Source organism: Nocardia vermiculata NBRC 100427 (assembly GCF_001613265.1).
In the GTDB taxonomy this organism is placed as follows: domain Bacteria; phylum Actinomycetota; class Actinomycetes; order Mycobacteriales; family Mycobacteriaceae; genus Nocardia; species Nocardia vermiculata.
The window spans coordinates 13,694-32,467 of sequence record NZ_BDCA01000040.1 but is presented as its reverse complement, the minus strand read 5'-3'; the positions used below and the strand labels follow the sequence as shown (position 1 = coordinate 32,467).

Below are 18,774 nucleotides of genomic sequence, written 5' to 3'. Positions count from 1 at the left end.
CTCTCGATCTCCGGTGGGTGCCCGTGCGGGCGCCACACCATGCAGGAGCGTCATGACCACATCATCGGATTTCGCAGCGCCGACACGAGAAACCGTCCGCCGGGCTTCGCTGGCCGGTTTTCTCGGAACCGCTGTGGAGGCATACGATTTCATCGTCTTCACCTACATCGTCGTCTACCTCGCGCCGCTGTTCTTCCCCAGTGACGACCCGGTCACCGGGGTCCTCAACTCACTGCTGGTCCTGGGCACCGGGTTTCTGGCCCGGCCGATCGGCGGTATCGTCTTCGGCCGCATCGGCGATCGTCGCGGCCGGCGATTCACTCTGATTCTGACGATCACCGGAATGGGAGCGTCGACCGCTCTGATGGGTGCGTTACCGACGCATTCGACCGTCGGCGTCCTGGCTCCGGTCCTTCTGGTCCTCACCCGGCTCCTCCAGGGTTTCTTCGCCGGAGGCGAGCAAATCGGTTCGGCCACCTTCGTCACCGAACATGCATCGGTCGCGAACCATGGGTTGCTGAGCGCGATGACCCCGATGGGCTTCGGAATGGGGACAGCACTGGCGCCGGGCGCAGTCGCCCTCACCACGATGCTGACCTCGGAAGGCGCCATGGCCGCCTGGGGCTGGCGTGTCCCACTACTGCTGTCGATTCCACTCATGGCTTATACGCTGTATTTGCGTACCCGACTGGAGGAGTCGCCCGGATTCCGCCGACTCGCCGACAGCCATGAAGTTCCGACGGCACCGGTGCGGTCATTGTTCCGGGGGCACACGCGCAACCTGCTTAAGGTCATTGCGCTCAGTGTGTCCGTACTCGCCATCGGCTACATAGTTCCCGCCTACTTGCCGTTGTTCATGCAGCAGCAAGTAGGGATGACGGCGGGGGTCACCGCGGGAATCGCTACCTTCGCCTCCGCCTGTGGAATCGCGATCGGATTCGGTGCGGGCGTGTTGATCGACAAGTCCGACCGCAGGACCACCATGGCGATCTTCCTGGTGGCACTCGCGGTCATCATGTTCCCGATCATGTACCTGATCAAGGCAACCGGCGGCAATCTCGTCGTCACCACACTCGGCCAGACCCTTCTCACCGGGTTCGCCGGTGCCGCGGCCGTCCCGGTGTACGCGACGCTCACCGCGACCTTCCCGGCCTCGGTGCGATACACCGGCGCGGCAATAGGTTTCGGGATCGGCTCTGCCCTGGGCGGTGGGCTCGGCCCGTACCTGGCCGGCAAGTTCACCGAGATCACCGGTAACGCATACGCGGCCGCCGGTGTGGTCGCAGTAGCGGCGGCGCTGGGGTTCTCGGTGATCATGACCATGCCGGGCCGCGGCATTGCCGGCGAGGAAGAGAGCACAATCGGCGGCGATCGCCGCGACAGCGACCGCGCTGCCTCCGGGGCCGGGTAGAGCCTGCCGACGGATACGAGTCGCCGTAGCCGGCCCGGCTACGGCGACTCGTTCGGCGATGTCGCGGTTTTCGGTTATTCGTCGGCGGGACTACTGTCGGAGCCTCCCATGCGGTAGGGGTAGCTCGACGTCGCACCGGCATCGATGACCAGGGTCTGCCCGGTTATCGCCGCGGCGAGATCGCTCACCAGGAATGTGATTCCTGCGGCGATATCGGAGGGGGTGGTCAACCGGGTGAGTGGTGCGCCCGCGCGGCTGTTCTCGAGCTGCGCTTCATCGAGGACATCGGCCATCCGGGGGGTGAGCACGAATCCCGGAGCCACCGCGTTCACGCGTACGCCGCTCGGGCCGAGTTCGACTGCGGCGGTGCGGACGAGGGAGACGAGCCCGGCTTTGAACACCCCGTAAGCCCCGTGCCCGGGCGCACTGCTCAAGCCGGACACGGAGGCAACGAAAGTCAATGTTCCGCGGCCCTGCTGTGCCAGCCGGCGTCCGAAATGGCGGACCGCCAGCCAGGCGTGCCGCAACACGATGTCGTGTTCCCACATCCAGTCCGCTTCGGAAACGTCGAGCAACGCCTCGTAGCGAGCAATGCCGATGACGTCGACCACGCCGTCGATCGAGCCGATATCCGTGGCGAAGGCGGACATTTCCTTGTCGTTCGTCGCGTCGACGACCCTGGCTACTGCGGCATCGCCGATTTCGGCTGCCACGGCATCGGCCCGTTCCTGTTCGGAATCGACCACTACGACACGAGCGCCCAGTTGCGCCAAGGAGTGCGATGTGTGCCTGCCCATTCCCCGGCCGCCGCCGAGGACGACATAGCGCCTTCCGTCCAGGCGGAAGCGCGCCGGAAGGTCGGTTATCTCCTCGGCTGCTTCCACGAGTTCGGTGACAGAGGGGGTATCGAGATTGTCGGTGGTCATGGTTCTCCGGTCGTTGTTGAGCTGGGGCATCCGAATCGGGGCCGGAAGGTCAGGACTGCGCGGTCCCGGCCGGGCGGCGCGGGAGGCGCCGTCGATCCGGTTGCGTTTACCGTTGTAGCCGGTGGCCACACCGATCGTCAATCATGACGACCGCGGCGAGGTGGAGCATGTGGAGCCCGGCGGTCGAAGCGTCGAAGACGGATGCGGCAGAGAACTATTCACGCTCCGCGAGTCTCCGGCGCCGACCTCGTCGGTCGTGGAATGTGTCGGTCGGCTGTTCGGTGAACCCCCTCCGCTACCTCTTGTCCGGGCGTCGATATCCGGGTATCGTTCGATCATTCCCGATACTTGTAGTCTACAAGTCTTGTATATGCCTTGTATCGCTTTCCGTCGATGCCCTCCGGAGACAGCGGCACAGCCGTACACATCCGCGGGGCGCGCCCGCCGACACTTCGGACGCATGTCGATCGGCGAGCGAATTCCGGCGCAACCGGCGCCCGGTGCGCCGGATATCAACGATCGAAGGAGCTGGTATGACCACTGGGTACATCGAGGATGCAGGTGCGGACGCCGCATTCGTTCTGGCTCGGCACGCTGTGGCACTCACATACAGCGACCTCCCGGACGGGGTGGCCGATATGACCAGCAAAACGATCCTCGACACCACCGGCGTGATCCTGCCGGCCTCTACTACGTCGCCGGAGGCCAAGGCGCTGGCGGATCTGGTGCTCGACCTCGGAGGTAAACAGGAGGCCACGTTGCTCGGATTCGGGAGCAAGGCCCCGGCCTGGCTCGCCGGCTACGTCAACGGGGCAATGGCCAACTGCCAGGACTTCAGTGACCTGCACCCCGACGCAGCGCACATCTCCTCGCCGGTGATTCCGGCCGCGATCGCGCTCGCCGAGCGGCAGGGCGATATCGCCGGAAGGGAATTCATCACCTCCGTCGTGTTGGGGGTCGACCTGCAATGTCGTCTCACCGTGGCCGCGGGAAAACCGGGCGGGCGGATGGCTCCCTGGCATCCGGCGCCCCTGTTCGGAGTGTTCGGTGCCGCGCTGGCATGCAGCAAGCTGCTGCGCCTCGACGAAAACCAGACCGTGAACGCGCTCGGTATCGCATTCACGCAAGCGGCAGGTACGCACGAGATCGTGTTCGGCAAGAACTCCACCATCCGTGGTTTCGGACATGCCGTTCCAGGCGAGGTCGGCGTGCGTGCCGCGTTGATGGCGCAAGCAGGCATCAGCGGCGTACGCCGCAGTTTCGAAGGGGTGCACGGCCTCTGGAATGTCTACTACCAGGGCGAATACGACCGCGACCTGCTGCTGGGCGATCTGGGGGTCCGTTACGACGTACTGGAGGACGGGTTCAAGCCGTGGCCTTCGTGTGCGTTCACCCACGTGTTCATCGATATGGTCCGGGCATTGATGCGCGAGCACAGGTTCGAGCCACAGGAGGTGGAGTCGGCGACCGTGACGGTGGGAGATTTCGCGCGCGGCCAGACCGAGCCACTCGCAGAGTGGCGCCGTCCTCCCAACTCGATGCTGGCGAAACTGAGCGTGCCGTTCACGGTAGCCACGGCACTGCAGCGCGGTGATGTCACCATCGCCGACTACTTCGACGAGAAACTGACCGACCTCGATGTCCTTGCCATGGCCGACAGGATCGAGTCCCGCTACGACGAGCAGTACGACTTCGTTGCGGGCTCCGGGTTTCCGGGTGGGGAGATCGCCATTCGTCTCCGGGACGGTCGCACGCTGACGCGACAGCAGCCCAGAGCATACGGTCATCCGCTCGCACCGATGACCTGGGACGGTCTGATCGCGAAGTTCAAGGATTGCGCGGGCTACGCCGCGCGCCCGATCCCGGGCCAGGCTCTCGATCGGGCGGTGACGGGATTCCGCGAACTGGAATCGATCGACGACGTCGGAGAACTTTTCGCCCTTCTCGGGTGACCGCCACCGGCATGCGAAGCACCTCGAAACGACACCGATATACAAGGGACACAACTATGCAGCTGAAAGACAAGGTCGCGGTAATCACCGGATCGGCCGCGGGGATCGGTCGCCAGGCGGCTGTCCGATTCGCGTCCGAAGGGGCCCGGGTCGTGGTGAGCGATCTGGACGATGCGGCCGGGGCCGAGACCGTTGCGCACATCCGTAGTGGCGGGGGCGAGGCCGCATACTGCCACAGTGATGTCACGCGGGTTTCCGACCTCGAAGCGTTGATGAAGTTCGCGGCCGAAACCTATGGCGGCGTGGACATTTTCTGGCACAACGCAGGAACGGCCGGAGCCTCGGCGCCTTCCAGCGGGGCCGGATACCATCCGGGCGTCACCGAACAGGACTGGGACCAGCAGATGAATGTCCACCTCAAGGCTGGGTTCTTCGGGGCCCGCCTTGCTGTGGAGCAGATGCTCGCGCGAGGGGGCGGCTCGATCCTGTTCACGAGTTCGGCCGCCGCACTCAAACCGCCGGTCGGCAACGCTCCCGCCTACCCGATCGCGAAGCACGGCTTGATCCTCCTGACGAAGATGATGGCCGTCGACCTTGCCCGGCACAACATCCGGGTCAACGCGATCTGCCCGGCGTCGATCAGAACTGCCATGATCGAGGGTCTGCTGGCAGACGAAACGACCAAGGGCATCGTGGACGGTCTGGTGCAGCAGATGCCCATGGGCCGGATCCTGGAGATGGACGAGGTCGCCAATTGCGCCACTTTCCTGGTTTCGGACCAGGCTTCCGCCCTCACCGGGACCGTATTGCCCATCGATGGCGGGCGGACATCCCTCTGAGTGTCATGGTGACCGGTCGGTGCGCAGACGCGCGCCTTCCGGGACACCGGCGGACGAGTGGCCCCGCCCGAACCCCCACATCTCCCGATGAACGGAATCACGGGCGGTGCCGGCCGGTGCGAGCCCATAGCGTGAACCGACCGCGTCGTCGTGCATGCAGGAGGTGAAAGGTGTTCTCGGAGCGGGCATTCTTTTCGTTCATCGAGCTGACCGATCCCGAACAACATCGGGAGTACAACGAGTGGCATCAGTTGGACCATCGACCGGAGAATCTGTTGCTGCCCGGGGTGGCGTGGGGGGATCGGTGGGCCCGGCGTCGGGATCGCGATCCGGCCACGACGGCGGACGGGGAGCTGGCCGGGACCGACTATGTGGCCATGTATTGGTTCCGGCCGCCGTACGAGCGCAGCATCGCCGAGTGGACCAAGCTGGGGGAGGACTCGTTCCAATGGGGGCGCGGGCCGATGCTTCCCGGCGTCCGGCGGTCGCTGCTGGCATTCTTCACGCCGGTGAAAGGCTATGTGGCGCCGCGGGTTCAGGTGTCCGCCGATGCGTTACCCTTCCGGCCCAACCGTGGCCTGCACGTCACCGTCGACTATCTGGCCGACCCGCACAGCGCTCAGGTGCACGAGCAGTTCCGCTGGCAGGACCAGGTTCGGATTCCCGACCTGCTGACCTGTCCGGGCGTGGCGGGTGCCTGGACGTTCGCCCTGCACACCATGCAGCAGCATCCCACGCTGCCGTTCGACCAGACGCGCCGCGAGTACGCGAGCGGGTCGCTGCGGATTCGGCTGCTGTACCTGGATGGTGATCCGACCACTGTGACCGCTGAGATCGCCGAGCGGGAGCAGCAGTGGGACGAAGCGGGGCGGGGTGCTCCGTACCCGGAGGCAGAGCAGACGTTGCTGGCCGGGCCCGTGCACACGATCGTCCCCTGGCAGGACTGGTAGCTCCCACCATCGGCAGCGCATCGCGGATCCGGCCGGTGACGTCGGCTCACCCGCCGGACCCGCTGCCGAGGAGTCGCCGGTCTCAGGACCCGGCGGCCGCGCGCCCGGCCCGACGGCCGTAGAAGCTGCCGTCGCCGAGTGAAGCGCCGCTGGCATACCCGCCTGCACAGACCCCGGAGGTGCATCGGCCGGCGGCGAACAGTCCCGGAACCGGATCGCCGGAGACGTGCAGGACCCGGGAATCGAGGTCGGTCTTCAATCCGCCGAGGGTGAAACCGCCGGTGTGGTTGCGCAGGTCGTAGGCTGCCAGCGGCGTCTCGATCGGCCGGACCCACTCGGGCTTCTTGCCCAGCACCGGATCGGCGCCGTTCGCGGCGTGACGGTTGTAGACCTCGACGGTGGCCTGCAGGACTCCGGCGGGGAACCCGATCTCGGCCTCCAGCTCTTCCACGGTTTCCGCAACCCAGGTCGGCGGTTGGGCTCGCATCGCCGCGGACGAGGAGACGGTGCCCTGCGCCTGTTCCAGAGCGGATTCGTCGATGATCAGGAATGCCTCGTTGTGCTGGCGGCTCAGAGTGGCCTGGCCGATATGGCTGGGGTAGGAGTCCTCGGGGATGTAGCGCTGACCGCGTCCGTTGACCAGGATGCCCCGGACCATCAGTTGCGGATCAGCGAAAATCGCGACCTCGATCGCATCCATGTGAGCGACCCGAGCGCCGAGTGCCTGCGCGACGCGGATACCGATCCCGTCGTGCTCCTCGATTGCCGCCGCGGGCCGGTTGACCAGCAGCGGGGTGTATTCCTCGATCATTTCCTGGTTGTAGGCGAAACTGCCGGTGGCCAGGACCACGCCTCGACGCGCCCGCACATGTACCTGCTTGCCGTACCGCTTGGCGACGACCCCGGCGACCTTCCCGGAAGCGTCGACGATCAGGCGCTGCAGCCGCATGTCGTATTCGGCACGCACACCCAAGGACTCGGCCGTGTCGGTGAGCGGTTTCATGAGCATGTAGCCGCCGCCCTTCTCCCCGGTGTGCTTGTCCGCCATCTGCGGGAGGTGACCGCGCGGCGCCGGGGTGGCGATCGTGTTGTACGGTGCGGCGTTCTCACCCCCGGAATACATCAGGCCCTGGTCGGCGGGCGGCTCCCAGCCGGGTTCGCCCCAGAATTCTTCCTTGAACGGGACACCCTGTGCGACAAGCCAATCGAAGTGTTCCACACTGCCCTGGCAATAGTCGTGAACCTTGGCGACATCGATGCCCGGTCCGAGCGCTGCCGTCATGTATTTTTCCATGTTCTCGGGGGAGTCCTCGAAGCCGAGCGCCTGCTGCAAGGCGGTGCCTCCACCGAGGTAGATGAATCCGCCCGACAGTGCCGCGGCACCACCCCAGCCGCCGGTGCGCTCCAGCACCAGGACATCGGCGCCGCCGCGGGCCGCTTCGATCGCCGCGCTGACGCCCGCCACCCCGTAGCCGACGACGACCACGTCGGCCTCGTAATCCCAGGTGCTGATCCTGCTCACCTGCTCGGGGCGAACATTGCCTGCATCCGACATCATTGTCTCCTTTTCGTCGACACCGACCGTGTCCGAGGTCCGATGCGACCTCTGTTGCGGAACCACTGGTGGTGCGCTGTGTTGAGCGGCCATTCGGGCGCGGCGGACCGGACGGCCTAGGCGCAACCCACTGCTATCGGGGCGGCTGCCGCATCGGTGACAACCGGACCGGACACGGCGCAGAAGCTGTGACAGACCCGGTCCTTCACAATGTTTTCCGGGCACTCGGGGTCGAACCAGCGGTCGACGAGGGCCCAGTGCACGGGGTGGTTCATGTACTGGCCGAGCAGTGCGTCGAGATCGGTGAATTCCTGCTCCCACACGTGCGTCCAGGTGGTGGCGCCGGCGGCGTGGAGTACGGGACTGAGCTGCCAGGCCCGCATGCCCGGCAGATGTTCGGGCATCTGCAGCACGGCGTGTTCGAAGCGGCGTAGCTCGTGCCGGGGGGCCGAATCGTCGACTCGGAGCAGGAGCGTCCGATAGACGGCGGGAGTGTTCGCCGTATCGCGCCTGCCCGCGCGGGAGCCGCCGACGTATTCGGCACAGTCGGCTCGCCGGATGGCGGGCCCGCCGGTGGCGGCGTCGATGGGTCCGCGCTGCCGAGTCCATTCTTCCTCGGACTCGAAGTGGAAGTGGGCCAGGATATCGCCGCCGTTGCGGGCACCGGGCAGGGTCGGCGCGACCAGGCTGTGCCGTGCCGATTCCGCGGCAGCGGCGATATCGCGAACCACTGCTGCGGTGCTCGCCTCATCGCGGGGGTCGGTCAGATGGAGGAGACGGGTGACCTTATACATCGCACAGTCCTTCCACGGCGTCGGCGGCCGCGGCCATCGATCGGGTGCGCTCGATGATCATGGGTGAGACCGAGTCCCACCATTGCGCGGGCCCGGGGTCGTGGCGGCCCTTGACAGCTGCGGCCCACCACTCGCGAGGCCCGTCGACGGTCCAGGTGATGGTGAGGGTGTTGGGCTCGGAATCGATCCAGGCGGGCGGGCTGACCAGGACCCGTTCGAGGGTGAGGCCGCGCTCGCGGGCGCCGGGTGCATATTCGTCGAGGTAGGCGTCGATGAATGCGCGTGCACGACCTGGTTCGAGCACTATCCGGTCGATGATGTAGATGGTGCTGTCGCTCATGTCGATCAAGGTATGTGGCGCGGCGCCGAGCGCCGGACGATCTTCCCGGCAGCCGGGAACGACACCGCACCGCCGCCGTGAGTTCCAGTGATCGGGATCACGCACAGTGGTGCGCGCCATAGTGACCTATCGTTGGCCGGTCAGGACTTCTGGTCCGGTCGGCGACGTGATGAGTTGCGCACGTTGCAGTTCCACCGGCATCGAGCACGCGGAGCAGGTAGTGGTCACCGACACGCCGTCTCGGACGTCGTCGCGCCGTGTCCTGGCACGGGGACGGTGTGCCGACCGCGCCTCCACCGCGAACAGCGGTAGCGCCCGTGCCGGTCCGCGGTCGACAAGGAGATAACCATGCCTGTTCCCGATACCGACGTTCGCGTCATCGAATCGGCCCCGCCGCCTGCCCGCTATGCCCGTGGCTGGCACTGTCTCGGGCTGTCGGACGAATTCCGCGACGGAGAGCCGCATGCCGTCGAGGCGTTCGGCACGAAACTCGTCGTGTTCGCCGACAGTGCCGGTGCACTGAACGTGCTCAACGCATACTGCCCGCATATGGGCGGAGATCTCACGCAGGGAACGGTCAAGGGCGATGCATTGGCGTGTCCGTTCCACGACTGGCGCTGGTCGGGTAACGGGCGATGCGCGAGCATTCCGTACGCCAGGCGAGTCCCGCCGCTGGCGCGCACCAAGTCGTGGACGACGCTCGAACGCAATGGTCAGCTGTTCATCTGGCACGACCCGCAGGGCAACCCGCCGCCGCCGGAGGTGGTGATCCCCGAGATCGCCGGGTACGAGCAGGGCGAGTGGACGCCGTTCACCTGGAGCCGGTTGACGATCGAAGGCTCACATTGCCGCGAAATCGTGGACAACGTAGTGGATATGGCGCACTTCTTCTACATTCACTACTCGTTCCCGGTGTATTTCAAAAACGTGTTCGAAGGCCATATCGCCAGTCAGCACATGAACAGCAAGCCTCGTGCCGACGTGGACCTCGGTACGAACTACTCGCGGGAAAAGGAGTCCGTCGGCCGGTCCGAGGCCGCCTATTACGGCCCGTCCTACATGATCGATTATCTGTGGAACCAATCTCCCGTCGGTGAGATCGAGACCGCTCTGATCAACTGTCACTATCCCGTGTCGCCCACCAGTTTCGTCCTGCAGTGGGGTGCCGCGGTGAAAAAGCCCGCACAGCTGACCGAAGAGCAGGCGCTGGAGCTGGCGCACAACTTCACCCGAGGGGTCGAACTCGGTTTCGTTCAGGACGTGGAGATCTGGCGCAACAAGACCAAGATCGACAACCCGCTGCTGTGCGAGGAGGACGGGCCGGTGTATCAGCTGCGCCGGTGGTACGAACAGTTCTACGTCGACGTGGAGGACGTGACTCCGGAGATGACACAGCGGTTCGAGTTCGAGATCGACACCGAACGAGCGATCGGCTTCTGGCAGCGGGAAGTCGACGACAATCTCGCGGCCGGCCGGTTCGTCACCTCGGACCCGCGCATCGAAGCGTTCCAGGCCGATGCGCAGCCGACCGAAGTCGGTGCGCCGCACTGATGTCGATGTCGTCCCTGCCGTTCCGGTCGACCCGGAACGGCAGGTGAATCCGTCCTCAGGAGTGAATATGCAGCCACTGTCCTGTCGAGTATGCGGTAACCGGGTACTGGTCGAGAAGAACAGCCTGGCGCACACCTCGGTTCAGTGGACCGAGAGCCTGCGGTGCGTGGAATTCGCACCGGCGGCGGATCTGACCGCGCGGGCCTTACGTCCGACCTGCGCGAAAATGCGGGAGTCGATCGAAACCGCTGTCCGGGAAGGGCGCATCGATATCGGGTCCGATCAACGCTGAGGCCGGTCGGTCACCGCGGCCGGGCACATTTACCCGAAACCTCCCGTTGATCGGGAAATGACGCTCGAAGCCGTATCGCTCTCCTCTTACCATCCCACCGTGACTTCCGGTTACATGAGAGGAGATTCCATGCCCGGTCCTCGCTTTGCGTTCACCAAACTTCTGGTGAACGACCTCCCGGCTCAATTCGACTTCTATTCGAAGGTTTTCGGTCGGACGGAACGGACCAGATACGAGTTCGACGACCGTCCCGACCCGCTCGCCGAGATCATCATGACCTCTCCGGACGGGACCGAGCAGTCCCTGGTGCTGTTGCACTACAAAGGGGTGCCCGCGCCTGCCCCGGGTTCAGCGGTGATCGGTTTCCAGGTGCACGGCCTCGACGAGATCGTGCAGCGGGCGGAGAACGCCGGTGCCACGGTCACCGAACCACCTACGACGATGGCCGATATCGGTATTCGCGTCGCCTTCGTCACGGACCCGGAAGGGCACGTCCTGGAACTCTTCGAACAGCTGTGACAAGCGGTTTCGGCGCAGCCCGGCCCACCGGCGGCGTCGAGATCGACGAAAGAAGGTAAACCATGAGCGCAACTCTTCCGGCCTCCGGTCGCCATCCGCTCACCCCGGTCGCCCCGCCCCGTGTCGTCGCGGACCTCTACTCGAGTGCCGAGTTGGCCGCGTTGTTCGGCGTGATCGCCGACCACGGTCCGTGGCCGCTGGTCCTGGCCCATCACTTCGCCTCGACCGAGGAGTATCTGGCCGTTTCCGGTGGGGCCCAACGCAAACCGGATGCGAAACTCTCGGATTTCGCTGCGCCGGTGTTCCGTGGCTATCTGGCGAAGGAGGGCGTGGCCTTTTACGACGAGATCCGCGATATCTATCTGAGCCGGAGGCTGCTCGAGCATGCCAAGAGCGTGCACGGTGCTCGCTACGGTATGGCCCACCACATGCTGTTCAATATGGCGGTCCCGTCACATAGTTTCGACGCGGGACATTTCGACAGCGGCAACTGGCGCGGAATGAGTTCGGTGGACACTCCGATCTGGTTGCTCAGTGTGATGGCGAAATCGGGGCTGTTCGACGCGTGGGAGGTGAAGACCTCGCAGGTGATCACCTATTTCTACGATTCCGATCTGGACGGTGGGTTCACCTATTGGCCCGACGGTCCCGACCGCGAACCGCAACGGCTGGCGGCGCCGTTCTGGAATACCGCGGTGCTGTCCGACAATTCGAAGATGTACCACCGGCGCGAGGGCAACGGACCGCGCGAGCGCCGCGATATGCCCGAGCTGGAAATGCATACCCGCCTGCACGGTGAGAACGGCCGGTGGGTAGTAGGCAACGGCGAGCAGGAAATCGGCCGATACACCGACGGTGACGTCCGGACGCTGTTCCACTACACGGCGCTGGTCTTCGACGATCGGCGTGCTGCCGATCGCTACCTCGACCACACCGACGACCTCACCGCCGCAAAGGTTTTCGATATCCTGGGCGACGACCTGCGCCGCCGCGGTATCACGTTCGATTTCCCGACGGACCCGATAACCGATCCCGATTTCATCGCGCTGCTCACCGCCACCTACGCGATGGCACCGGCCGGATACCCGGCACAAGCCCCGCTCGACATCAATTGAGTCGACCCGGCATGCAGCCTCGCCCGGGGTACCGCAACGAGATCCCCGGCGCAGCGCCTGCGCGACCTTCCCGATGCTGACAAAGGAGTCGGTCGTTGAGAATTCGTCATCGTGTGACGGCCGCCCTGTGCGCGGGCGCAGTCATCGCGCTACTGCTCACCGCCTGTGCGGGCGTGGCTACCGTGGAGCGGAGGCCGGCTGGAGAACCGCGCCGCGGCGGGACGCTGGCGTTCGCATGGAACACCGAGGCCCAATCCGTTGATCCGGTGACCTGCGCAATCGGCATCGGCGTCGGTCCCTGCCAGGCGATCTACGGTGCGCTGCTCTATTACGACCCCGGCTCTCGAAAAGTCGTTCCCGGCATGGCGGAATCGTTCACCAGCGAGGACGGCAAGGTATGGATGCTGAAGCTGCGTCCGGAAGTGGGGTTCACCGACGGCACTCCGTTCGACGCCGCGGCCGTGGCGTTCAATTGGCAGCGTGCACTGGACCCGAGCAAACTCTCCCCGAGCAGGGCCGCAGCGCAGTCGATCACCTGGCAGGTCGTCGACGCGACAACCTTGCGGGTCACTGCCGACGAGGTGAATTACCAACTCCCGTACCAACTCACCGAATCCCTGGCTTTCGTCGGTTCACCCGCGGCCATCCGACGGAAGGGTGCGGATTTCGCGACCGAGCCGGTCGGCGCCGGCCCCTTCGTGTTCCGGTCCTGGGCCCGTGGCACCGAAATGGTTCTCGAGCGTAACGCCGGCTACTGGGACAGCCCGCGACCGTACGTGGACCGGTTCGTATACAAGACGATCCCGGCAGACGACCAGCGCTACAACGCTTTACAGGCCGGCGAAGTGGACGTGATGGCAGTGGTCAGCGACAAATATGCCGAGCGTGGCCGATCAGCCGGACTGGAAGTCGTGCAGTACCCCCAGCTCGGCGGAAACGGTGTGCGCTTGAACAGCCGGGGAACCCTCGCCGATTCCGATCTGCGTACCGCCATCGGGAAGCTGATCGACAACGAACAGATCCGGGCGGCTGCTTTCCCCGGTGAACCGGGCGCCGAATACTTCGTCGCCGAGGACCAACCGCTTTTCGACGAAGCCGCGAAATGGCCCGCGAAGGATGTCGCCGGTGCACAGCGCCTCGTCGACGGTTACCGCGCCCGACACGGTGACGACAAGGTGGTGCTGTCGTATGTCACCACTGCGGGCAGCCCGGTGCTCACCCGGGTCGCCGAAGTGCTCCAGGCGCAAATCCAGCAGGTCGACGGTCTCGAGCTCGAGATCAAAGCACTCGACGGCGCCGGGTATGCGAGCGCATTGGTGTCGGGAAACTTCGACCTGATCCTGTCCTCCCTCGGCGGCGCACACCCGGAGAATTTGTACCGGGTGTTCCACACGAACGGAGCGGGCAACTCGGCGAAGTATTCGAACCCGACGGTCGACAAGGCGCTGGAGCGGGCACACACCTCCAACGATCCGGCTGTCGTCGACGACGCCTACCGGACGGCGATCCGGGAATTGGTTGCTACCAATGCCTATCGGTACTGGCGGCCGGCCGTGACGAGCTTGATCCTCCGCGCAGACGTATACGGCGTCGAACCGGCGTACCAGTACTGGATGCGCCCTGATCTGGCGTGGATACAGGAATGAGGTACGCCATGAACGCCTGTGCACCTGGCATTCGGCAGCATCGGTGGGCGGACCGGTGACAGGACGTGTGCTCGTCGTCTACCTCGCGAAATTGGTCGCCGTGCTGGCCCTGGTCAGCATCGTGACCTTCCTGCTGCTCGAAATGATCCCGGGCGACCCTCTGGCCACCTTGCTGCCCGAGGGCGCCACCCCGGAGATGCGTGCCGCGGCGGCGGAGCGGTTCGGCCTCGACGGCCCGCTGCTGCAGCGGTATTTCGAATGGCTCGGTGCCGCTCTGCAGGGGGACCTCGGGCGTTCGATGCAGTCACAGCTTCCGGTCACCGATGCCATTCTCGACCGATTGCCGGTAACCCTCGAGCTTGCCGGTCTATCGATACTCGTCGCGCTGGTGGTCGCCGTGCCCGTCGGTGTCTGGGCCGGGTACCGCCCGGGCGGTGTGGCCGACCGAATCACCACCGTCCTGTGCTCGGTGACACTGTCGATTCCCAGCTTCCTGCTCGGCGTCCTGCTCGTTTTCGTGTTCGCGGTCTCGATGCAAGCCTTGCCGGTGATCGGATGGACGCCACTGTCGCAGGGGCTGGGCCTGCACGTGCGCGGCCTGATACTGCCGGTGGCAACGCTCGCTTCCATCGAAGCCGTCGCCTTCATCCGCCTGCTGCGCAACGATATGGTCGCGACCTTGCAGCAGGACTTCGTCCTGTCGGCGCGGGCGCGTGGTATTCCCACTCGCCGGATCCTGTTCGTGCATGCGTTGCGCCCGTCGGCGTTCTCGCTGCTCACTGTGCTCGGTGTATCGATGGGCCGGTTGATCGGTGGGACGGTGATCGTCGAATCGCTGTTCGCACTGCCCGGACTGGGATCCCTCGTCCTCACCGCAATCAACTCCCGGGACTATCTGCTGGTGCAGGGCATCGTCCTGGTGGTTGCGGTGGGCTATGTCCTGATCAACGCGGTGGTCGACATGGCCTATCCCTTGCTCGATCCGAGAGTGAGATCCTCATGAGCACACCCCTCGAAAAGCCGGCACCTGCCCTGCCTGTGGCACCGGAAACACTGCCCGATTCGGCGGCCGGCGGGACCACCGTTCGCCGTGCTCGCGGCACTGTCGGTGCTCGATGCGGAGCCCTCTGGCTGATCGCGATCACCGTCGCGGCCGTCGCGGCGCCGGTGCTGCCGCTGCCGGATCCGAGCACGATCACCGATCAGTACTCGATCCCGCCTTTCCGGCAGGCCGCGCATGTGCTCGGCACCGATCCGCTCGGGCGCGATCTGTTGAGCCGAGTCGTCCACGGTGCGCAGATCTCCCTGGCTGTGGCAGTCGGCGCGACGCTGCTCGCCCTCGTGGTCGGCACCGCGCTCGGACTGGCCGCGGGGTTCTTCCGCGGCAGGGTGGATATCGCTTTCGATGTCGGCTCCAACACCGTGCTGGCGTTTCCGCCGTTGATTCTGCTCATCGCCCTGGTTGCGGTCATGGAGCCCAATATCGGCACTCTGACGGTGGGGCTCGGTCTGGTCGGCATGCCGACGTTTGCGCGGATCGCGCGGGCGAACACCATCGCGTTCGCCGGCCGGGATTTCGTCACCGCGTCGAAATCGCTGGGCGCCGGCACATTTCGTATCCTCGTGCGAGAAATACTTCCCAACGTCGCGCTTCCGGTGTTCTCGTTCGCGATCGTCGTCGCGGCGACGCTGGTGGTGGCCGAGGGATCGCTCAGCTTCCTCGGTCTCGGTGTGCCCCCACCCACACCGAGCTGGGGCGGCATGATCGCGGCCGAGCGGGAAAGTCTGTACGAAGCCCCCTATCTGGTGCTCGTACCCGGGATGTTCTTCTTCCTGACCGTCCTTTCGCTCAATATGACCGGTGACTGGGTGCGTGACCGCATCGGACGGGAGTCGGCGCTGTGACCGCTGCTGACAAGGTCGAGTCTTCCTCGGTGCCCGCGGCACCGGGACCGGGGAAGCAAGTCCGGACACCTTCTCTCGAAGTCACCGATCTGCGGGTGTGGTTCGATACCCCACGCGGCATGGTCCGCGCGGTCGACGGGATCGATGTGTCGGTGCCGGCGGGGACGACGCTCGGCATCGTCGGGGAGTCGGGGTCCGGTAAATCGGTGCTCGCCCGGGCGGTGATGAACATTCTGCCGCGCAACAGCTCGATTCGTCCCGGCTCCAGGATCGAGATCGACGGACGCGATACCGCCGCCCTCTCTCGTGCCGAAGCACGCGCCCTCTGGGGTTCCCGGGTCGCCATGGTGTTCCAGGACCCCATGACCTCGCTGACTCCCGTGCTGACCATCGGTGCGCAGCTCGCCGAGACGTTGCGCCGCCATCTGCCGCTGTCCCGGGCCGAAGCGGCGCAGCGCGGGGAGGAGTTGCTCACCTCGGTGGGGATTCCGGACGCGCGCAAGCGGCTCCGCCAATATCCGCACAATCTCTCCGGTGGTATGCGCCAACGCGTGGTCATCGCCTTGGCGCTCGCCTGTTCTCCGCAACTGCTGATCGCCGACGAACCCACTACCGCGCTCGATGTGACGGTGCAACACCAGATCCTGACCCTGCTGGCCCGGCTGCAGCGGGAGAACGGGATGGCCATGGTGCTCATCACCCACGATCTCGGCGTCGTGGCCGGGCGCACCGACGAGATTGCGGTGATGTATGCGGGGCGGGTCGTCGAACAGGCACCGACCGAGGAACTGTTTCGCACGACGCGGCATCCGTACACGCAGGCGTTGCTCCGGTCCATTCCACGCCTGGCCGCACCCAGCCACACCAGGCTGGAAGCTGTCCCCGGGCGACCGCCCACCATCATCGACCCGCCGCCCGGCTGTGCGTTCGCACCGCGCTGCCGGTACGCCCGGCCACGATGCCTGTCCGAAACCCCGCAGCTGATCGGTGCAGCGCACAGCCGTCACCGCTTCGCCTGTTTCCATCCCGTAGGAACGCCGGCGGGTGAGGAAGCGCTTACCGCCAATCTGGCAGCAGGCGCCTCGGCCGCCGGACTGCCGGTGAACTCCAGGAGTGTGCACTGATATGGCCGGTACCGGAACTGCCCATCTCCGTGACGACGACCCCGAGGTGGTCCTGCGTGTGCAGGATCTCGTGGTCGAATACCCTACGGCCCACTCGGGCAAGGTTCACGCCGTGTCGAACGTGAGTCTGGACATCCGGCGGGGGGAAACACTCGGCCTGGTCGGCGAATCCGGCTGCGGCAAGTCGACTCTCGCCAAGGCTGTCATGCAGCTCCCGGCTCCCACTTCGGGGCGGGTGCTGTTCGAGGGTGACGATCTCACCACCAAGTCGGGGCGTAGGTTGCGCTCGGCACGGCGCCCGATCCAGATGATCTTCCAGGATCCCGTCTCGTCGTTGAATCCACTACGGAAAGTGCGCCATATCGTCGCGGAGGGATTGGAAGTCGCCGGCGGTCACAGCAGAACCCGGCGTGCGGAGTTGGTCGACACGATGCTCGAGGCGGTGGGCCTCGATCCGGCCGCTGTCGGTGACCGAAAGCCACACGAATTCTCCGGCGGCCAGTGCCAGCGCATCTCGATCGCCCGGGCGATGGTTCTCGAACCGGAGGTGGTGATCTGCGACGAGCCGGTCTCGGCCCTGGACGTCTCGGTGCAAGCCCAGATCCTGAATCTGCTCGAGGATATGAAGGCTCGCTACGATTTGACGCTGCTGTTCATCGCACACGACCTCGCGGTGGTGAAGAACATCAGTGATCGGGTGATCGTCATGTACCTAGGGAAGATCTGTGAGGTCGGCCCTCCCGACCTGCTCTATGCCCAGCCCGCCCACCCGTACACCGCGGCGTTGCTGTCCGCGGTGCCCGAGCCCGATCCCGAGATCGTGCCGGACGCCGCCGCGCTGTCCGGCGATCTACCCTCGCCGCACGACCCGCCGTCGGGCTGTCGGTTCCGCACCCGCTGTCCCCGCGCCGCCGCACTGTGCGCACGAGCAGAGCCGGAAATCCGCGAGATACGTCCGCAGCAGTACGTCGCCTGCCATTTCCCGGACGACGGTGTCCCGCTTGTTACCGACTGACCCGGCACAGCCTGCTTCGGGCACTGTCTCGTTGCCGGTGTCCGTGGGGTCGTCGCTCCTGCCGACCGAGGTGGGGTGGGGTGCGGGCACGGAGGACGAGGTTCCCGGCAGCCGGGAGCGAGGTCGCGCGGGGGGCGCGGCACCCCTTGTAAGCTCGGCGATCATGGACTCCGACGTCGATTCTTTCCCGAACCTCCCGGCCACCAGCTGGGCGGTGCTGGGAATGCTCGCCTTCGGTGAGGAATTGACCGGCAACGAATTGAAGAAATGGGCGGACTGGAGCATCGGGTTCTTCTATTGGAGTCCCTCGGTCAGCCAGATCTACGGCGAACTCAAGAAACTCGAGGATCTGTCGCTGGTGCGCTCGCGGCTGGTTTCCGAGGACGGGATGCGGAATCGCCGCCTCTACCGGATCACCGAGGAGGGCGTGCACGCGTTGCGGAACTGGTCCGCGCACGCCGATGTGGATATGCCGGTGCTCAAACACGGGGTGATGCTGCGGCTATGGATGGGGCATCTGCACGAGCCTGCGCAGCTCAAACGCATCGTGCGGGCCCATATCGAGAATCTTCGGATGCGGGCGGAGCGCGCCGGCCGGCACGCCGACCGGTCGGATCCCGAGCCGGGCTGGGCCTTTACCCAGATGAGTCTGCGGTGGTCGCAGCGCTACTTCGAAGCCGAGATCGAACTGGCCGAACAATTGCTCTCCGATATCGATACCGCGGCGGAGCATTATCGTGCGGCGGTCGTCACCGACGAATCCGGACTCCCGGTGCCGCGCCACCCCGGCAGCTGGCGCGCGGTCGGTGACGACGGGCCCGATCCGGCACGTTGAATCGG

The 18,774-nt window shown here is 65.5% G+C and carries 18 protein-coding genes; 14 read left to right on the top strand and 4 right to left on the bottom strand.

All coding sequences use genetic code 11. The features are described 5' to 3' along the window. Positions 1 to 52: 52 nt before the first annotated feature. Positions 53 to 1,411, top strand: a complete 1,359-nt coding sequence (locus NV2_RS28055) for an MFS transporter (RefSeq protein ID WP_084475614.1) — start codon at positions 53 to 55, stop codon at positions 1,409 to 1,411. A 74-nt stretch (positions 1,412 to 1,485) separates the two neighbouring features. Here the strand turns inward: NV2_RS28055 and NV2_RS28050 are convergent, their stop codons facing one another. After that, positions 1,486 to 2,478, bottom strand: a complete 993-nt coding sequence (locus tag NV2_RS28050) for an SDR family NAD(P)-dependent oxidoreductase (protein ID WP_210749835.1) — start codon at positions 2,476 to 2,478, stop codon at positions 1,486 to 1,488. 392 nt (positions 2,479 to 2,870) lie between these two features. Between NV2_RS28050 and NV2_RS28045 the strand changes: the two genes are divergently transcribed. The 3 genes from NV2_RS28045 to NV2_RS28035 all read left to right on the top strand — a co-directional run bounded on the left by NV2_RS28045 (position 2,871) and on the right by NV2_RS28035 (position 6,078). After that, positions 2,871 to 4,289: an MmgE/PrpD family protein gene (locus NV2_RS28045; protein WP_067881050.1), complete on the top strand. Its 1,419-nt coding sequence runs from the start codon at positions 2,871 to 2,873 to the stop codon at positions 4,287 to 4,289. Between the two features lie 11 nt (positions 4,290 to 4,300). After that, on the top strand, positions 4,301 to 5,128 hold the full coding sequence (locus tag NV2_RS28040; protein WP_307613584.1) for an SDR family NAD(P)-dependent oxidoreductase: 828 nt from the start codon (positions 4,301 to 4,303) through the stop codon (positions 5,126 to 5,128). A 170-nt stretch (positions 5,129 to 5,298) separates the two neighbouring features. After that, on the top strand, positions 5,299 to 6,078 hold the full coding sequence (locus NV2_RS28035; protein ID WP_067881036.1) for a hypothetical protein: 780 nt from the start codon (positions 5,299 to 5,301) through the stop codon (positions 6,076 to 6,078). Between the two features lie 82 nt (positions 6,079 to 6,160). On the opposite strand, the gene NV2_RS28030 is transcribed toward NV2_RS28035, so the two are convergent. From NV2_RS28030 to NV2_RS28020, 3 genes are all read right to left on the bottom strand, one after another. After that, positions 6,161 to 7,633, bottom strand: coding sequence for an FAD-dependent oxidoreductase (locus tag NV2_RS28030; RefSeq protein ID WP_067881115.1), 1,473 nt, complete (start codon positions 7,631 to 7,633; stop codon positions 6,161 to 6,163). Between the two features lie 116 nt (positions 7,634 to 7,749). Next, a complete protein-coding gene (locus NV2_RS28025) occupies positions 7,750 to 8,427 on the bottom strand; it encodes a Dabb family protein (protein ID WP_067881033.1) in 678 nt (225 codons plus the stop codon). Further along, complete coding sequence (locus NV2_RS28020; protein WP_067881108.1) at positions 8,420 to 8,767, bottom strand: hypothetical protein; 348 nt, start codon at positions 8,765 to 8,767, stop codon at positions 8,420 to 8,422. The genes NV2_RS28025 and NV2_RS28020 overlap by 8 nt, the downstream gene beginning before the upstream one ends. A 348-nt stretch (positions 8,768 to 9,115) precedes the next feature. Here NV2_RS28020 and NV2_RS28015 point away from each other — a divergent pair, with 348 nt between their 5' ends. The 10 genes from NV2_RS28015 to NV2_RS27970 all read left to right on the top strand — a co-directional run bounded on the left by NV2_RS28015 (position 9,116) and on the right by NV2_RS27970 (position 18,769). Beyond that, the gene (locus tag NV2_RS28015) at positions 9,116 to 10,318 is read left to right on the top strand and encodes a 3-ketosteroid-9-alpha-monooxygenase, oxygenase component (RefSeq protein ID WP_084475609.1); all 1,203 of its coding nucleotides are present in this window, start codon (positions 9,116 to 9,118) and stop codon (positions 10,316 to 10,318) included. A 67-nt stretch (positions 10,319 to 10,385) separates the two neighbouring features. Further along, the gene (locus tag NV2_RS28010) at positions 10,386 to 10,610 is read left to right on the top strand and encodes a hypothetical protein (protein WP_067881107.1); all 225 of its coding nucleotides are present in this window, start codon (positions 10,386 to 10,388) and stop codon (positions 10,608 to 10,610) included. A gap of 129 nt (positions 10,611 to 10,739) precedes the next feature. Next, a complete protein-coding gene (locus NV2_RS28005; protein ID WP_067881030.1) occupies positions 10,740 to 11,129 on the top strand; it encodes a VOC family protein in 390 nt (129 codons plus the stop codon). Between the two features lie 62 nt (positions 11,130 to 11,191). Continuing rightward, positions 11,192 to 12,244 (top strand): hypothetical protein, encoded by a 1,053-nt coding sequence (locus NV2_RS28000; RefSeq protein ID WP_067881028.1) that lies wholly within the window; start codon positions 11,192 to 11,194, stop codon positions 12,242 to 12,244. A 95-nt stretch (positions 12,245 to 12,339) separates the two neighbouring features. Next, positions 12,340 to 13,890 carry an ABC transporter substrate-binding protein gene (locus tag NV2_RS27995; protein WP_067881026.1) on the top strand — a complete coding sequence of 517 codons (1,551 nt, stop codon included), beginning with the start codon at positions 12,340 to 12,342 and terminating at the stop codon, positions 13,888 to 13,890. 55 nt (positions 13,891 to 13,945) lie between these two features. Next, positions 13,946 to 14,893 (top strand): ABC transporter permease, encoded by a 948-nt coding sequence (locus tag NV2_RS27990; protein ID WP_067881018.1) that lies wholly within the window; start codon positions 13,946 to 13,948, stop codon positions 14,891 to 14,893. Then, the gene (locus NV2_RS27985) at positions 14,890 to 15,795 is read left to right on the top strand and encodes an ABC transporter permease (RefSeq protein ID WP_067881016.1); all 906 of its coding nucleotides are present in this window, start codon (positions 14,890 to 14,892) and stop codon (positions 15,793 to 15,795) included. The genes NV2_RS27990 and NV2_RS27985 overlap by 4 nt, the downstream gene beginning before the upstream one ends. Positions 15,796 to 15,824: 29 nt before the next feature. After that, positions 15,825 to 16,919 (top strand): ABC transporter ATP-binding protein, encoded by a 1,095-nt coding sequence (locus NV2_RS27980; RefSeq protein WP_067881106.1) that lies wholly within the window; start codon positions 15,825 to 15,827, stop codon positions 16,917 to 16,919. A gap of 1 nt (position 16,920) precedes the next feature. Further along, positions 16,921 to 17,934: an ABC transporter ATP-binding protein gene (locus NV2_RS27975; RefSeq protein WP_067881014.1), complete on the top strand. Its 1,014-nt coding sequence runs from the start codon at positions 16,921 to 16,923 to the stop codon at positions 17,932 to 17,934. A 163-nt stretch (positions 17,935 to 18,097) separates the two neighbouring features. Next, positions 18,098 to 18,769 carry a PadR family transcriptional regulator gene (locus NV2_RS27970; protein WP_067881013.1) on the top strand — a complete coding sequence of 224 codons (672 nt, stop codon included), beginning with the start codon at positions 18,098 to 18,100 and terminating at the stop codon, positions 18,767 to 18,769. The last annotated feature ends 5 nt before the right edge of the window (positions 18,770 to 18,774 follow it).